The 12,532-nt window shown below is 50.2% G+C and carries 14 protein-coding genes; all 14 read left to right on the top strand.

From position 1 onward, the window contains the following. Positions 1 to 75 precede the first annotated feature (75 nt). The 14 genes from BJQ97_RS15510 to BJQ97_RS15445 all read left to right on the top strand — a co-directional run bounded on the left by BJQ97_RS15510 (position 76) and on the right by BJQ97_RS15445 (position 12,496). A complete protein-coding gene (locus tag BJQ97_RS15510; RefSeq protein ID WP_160157257.1) occupies positions 76 to 513 on the top strand; it encodes a YaaR family protein in 438 nt (145 codons plus the stop codon). Between the two features lie 132 nt (positions 514 to 645). Then, positions 646 to 1,056 (top strand): TIGR03826 family flagellar region protein, encoded by a 411-nt coding sequence (locus BJQ97_RS15505; RefSeq protein ID WP_160157642.1) that lies wholly within the window; start codon positions 646 to 648, stop codon positions 1,054 to 1,056. 71 nt (positions 1,057 to 1,127) lie between these two features. After that, complete coding sequence (gene flgM, locus BJQ97_RS15500; RefSeq protein ID WP_160157256.1) at positions 1,128 to 1,394, top strand: flagellar biosynthesis anti-sigma factor FlgM; 267 nt, start codon at positions 1,128 to 1,130, stop codon at positions 1,392 to 1,394. A gap of 15 nt (positions 1,395 to 1,409) precedes the next feature. After that, entirely contained in the window at positions 1,410 to 1,877 is a 468-nt protein-coding gene (locus tag BJQ97_RS15495) for a flagellar protein FlgN (RefSeq protein ID WP_160157641.1), read from the top strand. Between the two features lie 11 nt (positions 1,878 to 1,888). Beyond that, positions 1,889 to 3,484: a flagellar hook-associated protein FlgK gene (gene flgK / locus BJQ97_RS15490; RefSeq protein ID WP_160157255.1), complete on the top strand. Its 1,596-nt coding sequence runs from the start codon at positions 1,889 to 1,891 to the stop codon at positions 3,482 to 3,484. A gap of 9 nt (positions 3,485 to 3,493) precedes the next feature. Then, entirely contained in the window at positions 3,494 to 4,387 is an 894-nt protein-coding gene (gene flgL / locus BJQ97_RS15485) for a flagellar hook-associated protein FlgL (RefSeq protein ID WP_160157254.1), read from the top strand. A gap of 42 nt (positions 4,388 to 4,429) precedes the next feature. Further along, the gene (locus BJQ97_RS15480) at positions 4,430 to 4,984 is read left to right on the top strand and encodes a DUF6470 family protein (RefSeq protein ID WP_160157253.1); all 555 of its coding nucleotides are present in this window, start codon (positions 4,430 to 4,432) and stop codon (positions 4,982 to 4,984) included. 21 nt (positions 4,985 to 5,005) lie between these two features. After that, positions 5,006 to 5,440, top strand: coding sequence for a flagellar assembly protein FliW (gene fliW, locus BJQ97_RS15475; protein ID WP_160157252.1), 435 nt, complete (start codon positions 5,006 to 5,008; stop codon positions 5,438 to 5,440). 13 nt (positions 5,441 to 5,453) lie between these two features. Then, positions 5,454 to 5,693: a carbon storage regulator CsrA gene (csrA, locus tag BJQ97_RS15470; RefSeq protein ID WP_160157251.1), complete on the top strand. Its 240-nt coding sequence runs from the start codon at positions 5,454 to 5,456 to the stop codon at positions 5,691 to 5,693. Between the two features lie 192 nt (positions 5,694 to 5,885). Then, positions 5,886 to 6,869, top strand: a complete 984-nt coding sequence (locus BJQ97_RS15465) for a flagellin N-terminal helical domain-containing protein (RefSeq protein ID WP_160157250.1) — start codon at positions 5,886 to 5,888, stop codon at positions 6,867 to 6,869. Positions 6,870 to 7,140: 271 nt separating this feature from the next. Beyond that, positions 7,141 to 7,725 carry a hypothetical protein gene (locus BJQ97_RS15460; protein ID WP_160157249.1) on the top strand — a complete coding sequence of 195 codons (585 nt, stop codon included), beginning with the start codon at positions 7,141 to 7,143 and terminating at the stop codon, positions 7,723 to 7,725. Positions 7,726 to 7,753: 28 nt separating this feature from the next. Then, entirely contained in the window at positions 7,754 to 8,758 is a 1,005-nt protein-coding gene (locus BJQ97_RS15455; RefSeq protein WP_160157248.1) for a UDP-N-acetylglucosamine 4,6-dehydratase family protein, read from the top strand. A gap of 30 nt (positions 8,759 to 8,788) precedes the next feature. Continuing rightward, positions 8,789 to 11,092 carry a motility associated factor glycosyltransferase family protein gene (locus BJQ97_RS15450; protein ID WP_236567289.1) on the top strand — a complete coding sequence of 768 codons (2,304 nt, stop codon included), beginning with the start codon at positions 8,789 to 8,791 and terminating at the stop codon, positions 11,090 to 11,092. Positions 11,093 to 11,233: 141 nt separating this feature from the next. After that, positions 11,234 to 12,496, top strand: a complete 1,263-nt coding sequence (locus BJQ97_RS15445; protein ID WP_160157247.1) for a hypothetical protein — start codon at positions 11,234 to 11,236, stop codon at positions 12,494 to 12,496. Positions 12,497 to 12,532: the final 36 nt, after the last annotated feature.

Raw genomic sequence — 12,532 nt, 5'->3', positions numbered from 1 at the left:
ACACTGGGCGGGGCAAGAAAGCCTCGCCCTTTTCCTATCGTTATGCGATAATGGTAGTAACGAGAGGTGATCGCGATGGACGTGCAAAAAGTGACGCGCGCCGGGTTGATAGGCGTAAGACGCAAGGAAGAGGCCCCGATGGAGTCGGTGTCTTTCACCGAGGTCATGGCGAAAACGCGCCGCGATGTCATGTGGGAGCGCATCAACGAACAAGTCCGACAAATTGAGGAGCAAGGGAAAAAGCTCGCCGAGTCGCGGACGGTGGAAGACTTGCGAAAATATAAGCAGCTCGTCAAGTCGTTTTTGGACGACGCGGTGAAAAACAGCCTCCAGCTCGAGGAACAACGCGGATTCAGCCGCGGCGGCCGAGCGCGCATTTATAAACTCGTGAAAGAAGTGGACCAAAAATTGATCGAGCTGACGAACGAAGTACTGCAAAAAGAACAGCGCGGGCTTGAGGTTTTGCGGCTCGTTGGCGAAATTCAAGGACTGATCATCAATATCTATACATGACCCATCGGCAGGCTGAAACGCCTCCATTGGCCATAGTGAGTCCAACATGCTGCTGTGCGGCCGCACGAAAAAGCAGGAGAGCTTATCTATCAGACCAAGCCGTTTGATGCCGACAATCGGGAGGGGATAATGATGGCAGAGTTGTCCAATTGCGCGAAGTGCGGGCGGTTGTTTGTCAAACACTCTGTCCGCGACGTATGTGAATCGTGCTATCAAGAGGAAGAGAGGCAGTTTGAGCGCGTCTACGCGTTTTTGCGCAAGCGGGAAAACCGCACGGCGACGATGGCGCAAGTCGTCGAAGCGACGGGCGTGGAGGAGAAGCTGATCATCAAATGGATTCGCGCGGGGCGGCTGCAGCTCGTCCATTTCCCGAACCTCGGCTACCCGTGTGATTCCTGTGGGGCGACCATCCGCGAAGGACGGCTGTGTGCGAGGTGTCTAAGCCAGCTGCAAGCCGATTTGCGCCGTGCGGAGGCAGAAACGGAAAAAGAAGCCCGCTCCCGCCATGCCACTTATTACACCCAAGACCATCGAGAACGCTAAACATTTCCGGCAATTTTCCGATACAAATAGTAGCGCGAAGCGAAGAGCATCGGTCAAGCGAGGTGAACGAAATGAAAATCCATCATATCGGCCCGATGAGCGTCAATCCATACCAGCGCCAGCTCGCAAAAACAGAGCGGCTGGCGGCGGGGAAGGCGTCTAGCGATAAAGTGGAAATTTCGAAAGAAGCGAAAGAGCTGCAAGAAGCGGCAGGCTGGGAACAGGCGCGGCAGGCGAAACTCGAAGAGCTGCGGCAACAAATTGAAAGCGGCACATACCAAGTCGACCTGAAGGCGGTCGCGACGCGGATGATCGACTATTACCGAAACAACCGATAAAGGAAGCGGGTCATGATGACGTTTGCGGCACTCATCCGTCTTTTGCGGGCGCACATCGAGCTGCATGAAAGCTTGCTGGCGCTTTCGCGGCGGAAAACGGAAGCATTGAAGAAAAACGATATCGAGGCGCTGTCGGCCTTGCTTGCGGACGAGCAAAAACATATATTGGCCATTCGCCAACTCGAAGAACGGCGGCAGCGCTGGCTGAAGGAGGCGCTCGGCGACGAGGCGGCGACCGTCGTCCGATGCATCGCGATGGCAAAAGGCAAGGAGCGCGAGGAGCTAAGCGAGTGCTATAAGCGGCTCAAAGCGACGGTGGAAGCGGTGGCCGAGGTGAATGAGTTGAATCGTCAGCTCATTGAGCAGTCGCTTCAGTTTGTCACCGCCATGATCGAGACGTTCGCTCCGACGCCGTCCACTTACAGCCGCACGCAACAATACACGCCGACGCCTGAGCGCCCGCTGTTTGAATCAAAAGCGTAAGGAGGGGGACAATGCTCTCGACATTCCATGGCCTTGAAGCCGCCCGGCGCGCTATGATGGCCCAACAAGCCGCCTTGTATACGACAGGGCATAACATCGCCAACGCCAATACGGAAGGGTACACACGGCAACGCGTCCAATTGCGGCCGACGCCGCCGTTCCCAACGCCTGGGCTCAACCGCCCGAACATCCCTGGGCAAATGGGGACAGGGGTCGAAGCGTCGTCGGTTGAACGGGTGCGCGAATACTTTTTGGACGTCCAATACCGCGGCGAAAACAGCAAACTCGGCTATTGGGAAGCGCGGGCTGATGCGGTCGCTAAAATGGAAGATATTATGAACGAACCGTCCGACAGCGGACTGGCGAAAACGATGGACCAGTTTTGGCAAGCCCTCCAAGACTTGAGCACCCACCCGGAAAACGAGGGGGCGCGCTCCGTCGTCCGCCAGCGCGGATTGGCAGTTGTGGAGACGTTCCATTACTTATCCAATTCACTCACGCAAATCCGTGAGGACATCGGTTCGCAAATCGGGGTGGCGGTGACGGAAATCAACTCGCTTCTCAACCAAATCAGCGCCTTAAACGAACGAATTGCCGAAATCGAGCCGAACGGCTATTTGCCCAATGATTTGTACGATGAGCGTGATCGATTGATCGACCAGCTGTCGCAATATATGGAGATCGGTGTGGAAAAGCATCCAACCGGCGGAAATGCTTTGCCCATAGCCGAAGGAACGTACGACATCTACGTGATGAACGGGAGCGCGAAAGTGTATCTCGTTCAAGGACGCACCGCGTCTGCCGTGTCATTTCCCGACGGCAGCGATGTCGACGGCGATGGCGTGAAGGAAATGCCTCCTAAGACGGGGGTGGGGAACATCACGATCGGCGCGAACACTGTCGCGTTTTCCGCCCTCCCGAACGGCAAACTGCGCGGGCTGATCGAAGGATATGGCTACCAAAACGGAACAGATGCCAACGGCCAACCGATCATCAAGGGGCTTTATCCCGACATGCTCGCCAATTTGGACAAGCTCGCCTACACGTTCGGCACGGTGTTCAACAACGTGCATCAACAAGGCTACGGCCTGAACGGAAGCACGAATCACCCGTTTTTTGCCGGGCTGGGCGGGGTGAACGGCGCGGCGAAAACGATCACGCTCGCAGCCGACATAGACGATTTAGCGAACATCGCCGCGGCGACGAAAAGCGGGGAACCCGGAAATGGCAACAATGCCATCAACCTGGCCAACGTCCGCAGTCTGCTTTTGTCCAACGCAACCGTTTCGCTGCAAGACGGAATATCGGTCGACCTTGCCTCACTCAGCCTCCCGCTTTCCTCGGGAACGGTCGAAACGAACTACCAAGGCTGGATCGGGCAGCTTGGCGTGGACGGCGAACAGGCGAATCGAATGAAACGCAACAGCGAAACGCTGCGCCAGTCGGTGGAAGAAAAACGGCAGTCGGTGAGCTCGGTGTCGCTTGACGAAGAGATGATGAACATGATCAAATTCCAGCACGCCTACAACGCCGCGGCAAGGCAAATCACGGTGATTGACGAGATGCTCGATAAAATCATCAACGGCATGGGCGTGGTTGGAAGGTAGGTGGATATCATGCGCATCACGCAAAGCATGTTAGCGAACAATATGCTTAAACAAATCAGCCGAAGCTACGAGAATTTGGACAAATACCAAACCCAACTGTCGACGGGAAAAAAAATCACCCGCCCGTCCGACGATCCGGTCGTGGCGATGAAAGGGATCGCCTATCGCTCGAATTTGGCGGAAGTCGAGCAGTTCAAACGCAATTTTTCCGAAGCGTACAACTGGGTGGAGAACTCCGATTCGGCGCTTGACAAGGCGACGCAGGCGCTGCAGCGCATCCGCGAGCTCGTCGTGCAGGCGAGCAACGATACATACGAAGAAACGCAGCGCCAGGCGATCGCCAAAGAAGTGCGGCAGCTGACGGAGCATTTGGTGACGATCGCCAATACGAAAGTCGGCGACAAATACATTTTCAACGGCGCGAAAACGACCGAACCGCCAGTCAAGGTGAATGCCGATGGCACGATTTCGGTGTCGACGAATGATCAACAGTTGAACATCGAGCTGGCCAAAGGCATTTACATCCCGGTCAACATTCCTCCTAGTGCGGCGTTTGGGGCAGGCAGCGGATTGTTTTCCGACTTGCAAAATTTGGCCGCTTCATTGGAAAATTCAAGCACGACAGGGGATGACCTAACGGGCTATTTAGACAAGCTCGACACCCATCTCACCAACTTGCTCGGTGTCCGCGCCGAACTCGGCGCGCGCATGAATCGGATCGAGCTGATGGAAGACCGCATCGACAGCCAACAAGTGATCGCGGAAAAAATGCTGTCGGACAACGAAGACGTCGATCTCGAAAAAGTCATCACCGACTTGAAAACGCAAGAAAGCGTCCACCGCGCGGCGTTGGCGGTCGGCGCGCGCGTCATCCAGCCGACATTGGTCGACTTTTTGCGCTAAGCTAGCTTCCCGCTAGCTTTTTTCACCGAAAGGAGGAAGAAGATGCGCATTCCGCAGCTCAGGATGGAAGCGACGTACGCCAAGCTGGCGATCTCAACCGTTCCTGCAAAGCTTGACATCACCCAGCCGCCAGCTGAGATGACGATCGAACAGCCGTCTGCCGAAATGAGCGTCGCTTCTATTCCCGCGCGCCTGACGATCGACCAGTCGCAGGCGTGGGCATCGATGAACAACAAGCATGTGTTCCAGTTGATCAAAGACGCCGCTGATCGCGGGCGGCAGGCGGTGCTTGATTATATTGACCGCACCGCCGTCCAAGGCGATGAGCTCATGCGCATTGAAAACGGCGGCGATCCGCTCGCCGATCAGGCCGCGGCCAACAGCGAAGGCCCGCCGTTGGAGTTCAACATCGCCCTCGTCCCACCGCCGTTTAGCGTGAAGGTGGACTACGAACCCGGGCAGCTCGACATCGACTGGCACATTCAAAAGCCGCGCATTGATGTGAACACCCATGCGCCGATCATCCGCTACCAGCAAGGTGCGATCAAGATCGATCTCGCCCAGCGCCCGTCGCTTCACATAGACGTCGTCATTTGACGAAAACAGGAGGAACAAGCCATGAACATCGACACGAAATACCACGGAACGGTGGCGGTGAACGAGCAAGACATCGTTCACTTTCCCCACGGATTGCCCGGATTCGCGGACGAGAAGCGGTTCGTCCTTTTGCCGCTTGCCGACTCGCCGTTTGTCATCTTGCAGTCGGTAGAGACGCCCGCGCTCGGATTTGTTTTGATTGAACCGTTTTCGTACTTTCCGACGTACGAATTTGAACTGGATGACGCAACAGCCGAACAGCTAGCGATCTCAAGCGAACGCGACATCGCCGTGTACGTCATCCTCACCGTCGCCGAACCGTTCCACGAGACAACGGCCAACTTGCAGGCGCCGGTGGTTATCAACGTCCGAAAACGAACTGGCAAGCAAGTGATCTTAACCAACACCCCATACAAAACGAAACATCGCCTCTTCCCGGAAAAAGTGGCGACGTAAAGGAGGCGGCCCGATGCTTGTCCTAACGCGCAAAATCAAAGAAGCGATCCAAATCGGCGATGACATCGAAATCACCGTCCTCGCCATCCAAGGCGACCAGGTGAAGCTCGGCATCAGCGCGCCAAAATCGATCGACATCCACCGCAAAGAAGTGTATCTTGCCATTCAAGCGGAAAACAACGCCGCCTCCCAAGCATCTGAAACGTCGCTTGCCGAACTGACCGCCAAATGGAAACAATGGAACACACCATAACCCGACCAAGCGCCCAAGCGGCGCTTTTTTGTCACCATCGACAAAAAATTTAAATTTCCCTATTAAACTTCCAACAAACGCGCCGATATAAAAAGTGAGCGCGGCATCAGGCGAAAGGCGGCCGACTTTCGCCCCGTGCCGACAACTTCCACAAGGACGTGGAAGAAAAATCATTTCAAGGAGGAAGAGAACATGCGAATCAACCACAACATCGCGGCGTTGAATACGTATCGGCAATTGACCGTCAATACGACAAACGCATCCAAATCGATTGAAAAACTCTCTTCTGGTCTCCGCATCAACCGCGCGGGCGATGACGCGGCAGGCTTGGCCATCTCGGAAAAAATGCGCGGTCAAATTCGCGGGTTGGAGCAAGCAAGCCGCAACGCTCAAGATGGGATCTCGCTCATCCAGACGGCAGAAGGAGCGTTAAATGAAGTTCACTCCATCCTTCAACGGATGCGCGAGCTGGCGACGCAAGCGGCCAACAGCACCAATACACAAGCAGACCGCGAGCAATTGCAAAAAGAATTCAACCAACTGACGTCCGAAATCAACCGGATCGGCAATACGACGGAGTTCAACACGCAAAAATTGCTGAACGGCAATGTGAGCGGTGCGAGCCCGATTAAACTTCAAATTGGTGCGAATACCAGCCAGTCGTTTGAAATTAAAATTTTCGACATGCGCGCCCAAGCGCTTGGATTGGCTGGCACGACATCAAGCGGCAGCGCCAATACGATTGGAGCGGCTACGAATGCCAATGGTACATCGGTATCTTCTGTATTGTCTGGAGGCATCGCGAATGCTAAGTTTGCCGGAGGAGATGCTAACAAGTTAACAGATGTCAGCAATGCAGGCACTGATGAATATGCTCTAGACATTATGACCTTCAGCGGTGCGACAGCAGCCATTTCGAAAATCGATATCGCGATCAACACGGTTTCGACGGAGCGCGCTCGCCTCGGTTCGTACCAAAACCGTTTAGAGCATACGATCAACAACTTGGAAACGTCGGCAGAAAACTTGACGGCGGCGGAATCGCGCATCCGCGATGTCGATATGGCGAAAGAGATGATGGAATTCACAAAACAAAACATTCTCACCCAAGCGGCCCAATCGATGTTGGCTCAAGCGAACCAACAGCCGCAAAGCGTGCTTCAGCTGCTGCGATAATCGAAAAAATCAAGGCCTCTTCTCGGTCGATCGAGAGGGGCCTTCTTTATTTTAAGGCTGGCGATTGAATGGAACATGTCGTTAATCCTCCACCCCCTCACGCAGGAAGCTTCTCTAATCATCGATTTCGTAAAAATGGGATTTTTTTAAAAGATATCGATTGGCATTATTTTCTCCTACCATTCGCTTCAGATTGACAAAAATCGTCCGATAATAATGGTAGAAGATGTCGAATCATGACCGACAAATCTCGTTTAGGAGAGTGCGCGACATGCAGCTCAACATTTTCGGACAAACATTTGAATATCGGAATGATCGCACAGAGCTTGACGCGATGTTCCAACAAATTTCCCGCATGGTTTCCGAGGCGGGGAGGCAATTGAGTCATCTCGTCATCGATGGCGTCGAAGTGTATGACGATGTTGAGACCTATATCGAAGAGCGAATCGATTCCATCCGCACCATTGACGTCGTGGCGGTGACGATGGAAGAATACATACGCGATGTGTTCCAAACGATGCATTCGTATTTGACGCGCTCCTTGCCAGAGATTGAGCGCATCATCGATGAATTTTATCAAACCCCTTCCGAAGATACATGGGTTCGATTTGAGCAAATGCTGGAAGGAATCCAATGGATCGACCAAGCGCTTTATTGGCTTGCCGAACATCGGAATGATACGATTGATCGTCAGACGCTCGTCTGCATGCGGGAGACGTTGGCGGAGTCATTGCGGCAATTGCTTCAAGCTGTAGAAGCAGACGATGCGATTTTTATAGCGGATCTGATTCAATATGAGATCAAGCCGTTATTGAAGGACATCATGGAACACGTTAAAGTCAATGTAGTGAACTAAACGCAGACAGCAAAGGCAGTGAAACGAGTTGAGCATCTACACCGGAAAAAAGATCTTGATTATTGGCGGTACAGGAACGATTGGACAACATTTAACAAAAACGCTGCTACACTACGAGCCAAAAGTCATTCGCATTTTTAGCCGCGATGAACATAAGCAGTTTGAACTGGCGCAGCAGTTTAAACATTCTAATGTGCTTCGTTATTTAATTGGTGATGTTCGCGACGAAGCGCGCGTGCTGCGTGCGATGGAAGATATTGACTATGTGTTTCATCTTGCCGCGATGAAACATGTTCCCGCTTGTGAATACAATCCGTTTGAAGCCGTGAAAACGAACATTATCGGCACGCAAAATGTCATTCAAGCTGCTTTGAACGCAGGGGTAAAAAAAGTGTTATTTACAAGCACGGATAAGGCCATTTCGCCAACGAACACGTACGGTGCAACGAAATTGGCGGCAGAACGTTTAATCGCGGCGACAGAGTATCAAAAAGGACCGAAGCAAACCATTTTTTCAGCAGTGCGGTTTGGAAATGTCATGGGCTCTCGCGGTTCGGTCATTCCGTTATTTAAAAAGCAGATTTTAGAGGATCGAGAAGTGACCGTCACCAATATGGACATGCTTCGTTATATGATGACGCCGTCGCAAGCCATTTCTCTCATTTTAAAAGCCAATGAACTGGCCGTGGGCGGAGAAGTGTTTGTGCTGAAAATGCCAGTGGTGGCGCTAAGGGATTTAGTTGAGGTGATGATTGAGGAAGTCTCAAAAAAATATCACATTACCGAAACGATTAAAATCAAAGAAATTGGGTTGCGTCCAGGGGAAAAAATGTACGAAGAGCTCATGACGGAAGATGAAGCACATACGGCATGGGAGACAGAAGACATGTATGTGATTGGTCCTCCTTTCGGATGGAAACCGCATGCCTATCCGAAGGAACTGAACATCCGTCCGTGCGACAATCCGTTTCAAGGCGAGATGATTGATAAAGAAACGTTGCGCCGTTGGATTTTGGCAGAAGGCTTAATATGAGGGGAAACTGTGAGTGATCGGGAGATGAACATGATGTTGTTGGCAGAGAATCGGCAATTTTTGCAAACGAACTACCCAGCCATTTGGCGACTATGGAATCGCATCGTACATGAGCAAGCGGGGCAGCCATATGAAATGATCCCATCCCATGTCGGGTTGCCGACGATCCAAGTTCAGGCAAACGGCCGCCCTCTGTATTTGCACAGCAAATACAACCCAGAGCAAGAGGCAGAGCGGCTTGTTCAACAATGGAAAGACGAGATCGAGAAGCATGACCACCTGTTCTTTTACGGCATCGGTCTCGGGTATCATGTTGAAAAAATCTTGTCCATGTTTCCCAATAAGGTATTTACGATTTATGAACCGAATCCATGGGTCTTTTTTCACTTTTTATCGTATAAACGGCTCACGGAATGGCCGTTGCAACGGCTTCGCTATCTGTATGTGGAAGCGGACGAGACTTCGCGTAAGCAATTTTTTGCTGAGTTTGCGAACGCGCTGGAGACGAACGTATTGCTCATTACGCTGCCGAGTTATGAGCGCATTTTCGCTCATCCATTTCAACAATTTGTTCGCCAGTTTCGTGACCTCATACAGTCCAAGCGGATCAATTTGGCAACAGAATGGGCCTTCAGCAAACGGTGGACATTAAATAGCGTCATGAATTTGCCGACAACGCTGCGGTCGGCCAGCATCTTCAGCAAAAAAGAGTATTTCCGCTCCAAACCGGTCTTGCTCGTCGCCGCCGGCCCGTCGTTGCAAGACGAATATGACAACCTCCGTTATATCAAAGAAAAGGGGTTGGCTTACATTTTTGCCGTCGGATCGGCCAATCGGGCCTTGGTGGCCAATGGCATCCTTCCCGACGCCGTTTGCACGTACGACCCTCAGGCCCATAACTTTGCCGTTTTTTGGGACATGATTGACAAAGGGATTGACGCGAACGTGCCGATGATTTACGGTACCAGCGTCGGCTATGAAACGATTCAAAAATATAAAGGACCAAAATTTTACGCCGTCACATCCCAAGATACGGTAACGCCATATTATTTGGACCATTTGGACCGAAGCGAAATCATCGATGATGCCTTCTCGATCGCCATCATTACATTGCAAATATTGGCGAAGTTGGAGGCGAATCCTGTCATTCTCGTCGGGCAAAATTTTGCCTTCCGCGACAACTACTATTATGCGAAGGAGATTAAACGCGGAGAAAAACAAACCGCTGAGGTGCTCGAACATGAGCGACACGGCCTCATGCAAGTGAAGGACGTATACGGTCAGCTGATTACAACGAATGAATCGCTTAACCAAATGCGGCTGTTAATGGAACACTATATTCAGACGTATTCCCATATCGAAGTCATCAACACAACAAAAGGCGGCGCCCAGATCTCGGGAGCTCCCTTTATCCCGCTGGAGGCCGTCATTCAAACCCGTTTGACAGACGAAGTCGTGGATGCGAACTGGCATGCCAGTCAGCCATCCAACACAGCCCAAGCGGTGGAAGCCAAGATCGAGAACATGAATCGAGCCATGGTTGACTTCATCAAAGGATACCAAGAAATTGAAGCGATGCTTCATGAATTGGAACAAGCCGCTCAACGGCAGAAAGAAGAGAAATTGCCCAAATTATTCGCCCGCTTTGATGAGCAGTTTCGCCGTTGGACGAAAAATGACTTTTTTGACGTATACGTCCGACCTGTCGTTCGCGTCGATACCGAACTATTGCAAAAAGAAGCACAGGCGATTCGAGAAGAACAAGATCCGAAGATGAAAGCAAACAAAGTGGTTCGGTCATTTCGCCGCTATTTGCATACATGCCAGCAAGCGTATAACGAAATCGCGCCATTCGTGCAAACGTATCTGCATCCCGCATTGAAGCGAAAGGACTCTGGATGGAAGAGATATGAAAGCACGTCTAGCGCATTTCACTATAGCGGCCAATGGCGCAAAAAAGAAATCAAACTTCAAAAACAGCCGTCAATGGAATCTGATGTGATCGCCGCGTATTACGAGACGAATCAAGCAAATGCAACCATAAAATTCAAGTTTAAAGGGACGGCGATTCGGGTGATTGGGGCAAGGCATGCCAATTGCGCCGAGAGAGTGCGAATCACCATTGATGGCTATAGAGAAAATTTTTCGATGATAGATCCACGCATTTCTGATTCATTTCCCCCTTATTTCCAACAAGTGTTATTTGAGAAAGTCGGTTTGAGAGACGAAATACATGAGGTTGAAGTCACATTGTTGGAACATAGGTGGTTTCTTTTCCAAAGCATTGAATTAAATGCTGATGGACAACTTGAAATAGTTTTGGATGAACAATGATGACCCTCGAGAACCCGATTTTGTAAAGTTTCTCAACTTGAAAAATGTTGCCGGAGAGCGACCACTCATCAGACCTATTGTTATTGAAGAACATGATGGAAATGCTTTTAACTTAACAACTGCGAAGGAGACAAGAGAGCAATGCTTCGTCGTTTTCATGACATTCAACAAAGGGATTGGCGAATTCAAACCGTTATTGAAACATTAGACCAATATAATGATAAAGAAGTAGCTATTTATGGTACAGGAAAACATACAGAATGGATATTGGATGAGTTGGGTCCGCTTGCAAACAAAATTTCTTGCTTGCTTGACCGTGATGCAAGTGCAGTAGGGAAGTTGAAATTCGGATTGCCTGTTCAAAAATTAGATGAAGCGATCATGGCTGGAGTGAAAGCAATTGTTATTTCTTCTACGTTTGAGGAGATCATCTATGAGCGGATTAAGCACGTTGTGCAACAAGGGGTTGAAGTGATTCGATTATACGCGAAAGAGACAATAGATAAGAGCAAGAAGGATGCCATAAAACAAATTCAAACGATGGCTTGTGAGTCAAATATTTATACTTTCGTCGATAGAAGAAAAAACAGCGATCAGCTTTTGATTGTGCTTGCTGGATATAAACCGTATCTTTGGCCATTTACCCTTGAAAGAATTGCAAGGCATGCTCCTTCTAACCTAGATATTTGCTTAGTATCTTCCGGTCTTTACTCAGAGGAGTTGGCTAATTGGGCAGAGCATCATCATTGGTCATACTTGTCCACTATGATCAATGAAGTCTCTCTAGCTCAAAATCTAGCCATAGCGGAGCATCCTGAAGCAGAATGGATTTATAAACTGGATGAAGATATTTTTATTACCGATCAATATTTTGAACATTTGCGTTCAGGATATGAACATATTGAGGAAGAAGGACTGTTTAACCCAGGGTTTGTTGCGCCCATTATCAATGTGAATGGGTATACTTATATAGAATTTCTTAAAAGCATGGGATTAGACCAGAAGTATAAACAGATTTTCGGGGAACTTCGATATGCGGCAAATGGAATTAAGTGTCATTCCGATCCCGAGGCTGCTCAATGGATTTGGCAACATAGTCTGCCGCTAGATGAGGCTGCGCGAAAAATTGCTAGCCAGGCTTTTCATTATTCTACGGTCCCTCATCGCTTCAGCATAGGAGCGATCTTGTTAAAGCGGGAATATTGGGAGAAAATCGGAGGATTTAAGATAGGCACTAAAGAAGGTATATTAGGAGGTGATGAAGAAGATTTATGCCGAAAATGTATGGAGCACTCGCGTGTGATGTGCGTTGTGCATAATGTTTTTTGCGGACACTTTTCCTTTTTTTTACAAGAAGAAAGTATGAAGAGATTTTTAGAAAGACATAAGGAACTTTTTTTGTGACATTTTTGAGATGGTAAAGCACCTAATCTTATATAG

Origin of the sequence: Geobacillus sp. TFV-3 (genome assembly GCF_009901865.1) — a bacterium.
Lineage (GTDB): Bacteria > Bacillota > Bacilli > Bacillales > Anoxybacillaceae > Geobacillus > Geobacillus thermoleovorans_A.
The sequence above is the reverse complement of the archived record's forward strand: the minus strand, read 5'-3'. Positions and strand labels throughout refer to the sequence as shown.

What these genes read in the sequence shown, in the direction of transcription:
- flgM (WP_160157256.1), top strand. Translation starts at nt 1,128, where the DNA reads ATGAAAATCCATCATATCGGCCCGATGAGCGTCAATCCATACCAGCGC.
- BJQ97_RS15460 (WP_160157249.1), top strand. Translation starts at nt 7,141, where the DNA reads ATGCAGCTCAACATTTTCGGACAAACATTTGAATATCGGAATGATCGC.
- BJQ97_RS15495 (WP_160157641.1), top strand. Translation starts at nt 1,410, where the DNA reads ATGACGTTTGCGGCACTCATCCGTCTTTTGCGGGCGCACATCGAGCTG.
- flgL (WP_160157254.1), top strand. Translation starts at nt 3,494, where the DNA reads ATGCGCATCACGCAAAGCATGTTAGCGAACAATATGCTTAAACAAATC.
- flgK (WP_160157255.1), top strand. Translation starts at nt 1,889, where the DNA reads ATGCTCTCGACATTCCATGGCCTTGAAGCCGCCCGGCGCGCTATGATG.
- BJQ97_RS15445 (WP_160157247.1), top strand. Translation starts at nt 11,234, where the DNA reads ATGCTTCGTCGTTTTCATGACATTCAACAAAGGGATTGGCGAATTCAA.
- fliW (WP_160157252.1), top strand. Translation starts at nt 5,006, where the DNA reads ATGAACATCGACACGAAATACCACGGAACGGTGGCGGTGAACGAGCAA.
- BJQ97_RS15480 (WP_160157253.1), top strand. Translation starts at nt 4,430, where the DNA reads ATGCGCATTCCGCAGCTCAGGATGGAAGCGACGTACGCCAAGCTGGCG.
- BJQ97_RS15450 (WP_236567289.1), top strand. Translation starts at nt 8,789, where the DNA reads ATGATGTTGTTGGCAGAGAATCGGCAATTTTTGCAAACGAACTACCCA.
- BJQ97_RS15505 (WP_160157642.1), top strand. Translation starts at nt 646, where the DNA reads ATGGCAGAGTTGTCCAATTGCGCGAAGTGCGGGCGGTTGTTTGTCAAA.
- BJQ97_RS15510 (WP_160157257.1), top strand. Translation starts at nt 76, where the DNA reads ATGGACGTGCAAAAAGTGACGCGCGCCGGGTTGATAGGCGTAAGACGC.
- csrA (WP_160157251.1), top strand. Translation starts at nt 5,454, where the DNA reads ATGCTTGTCCTAACGCGCAAAATCAAAGAAGCGATCCAAATCGGCGAT.
- BJQ97_RS15465 (WP_160157250.1), top strand. Translation starts at nt 5,886, where the DNA reads ATGCGAATCAACCACAACATCGCGGCGTTGAATACGTATCGGCAATTG.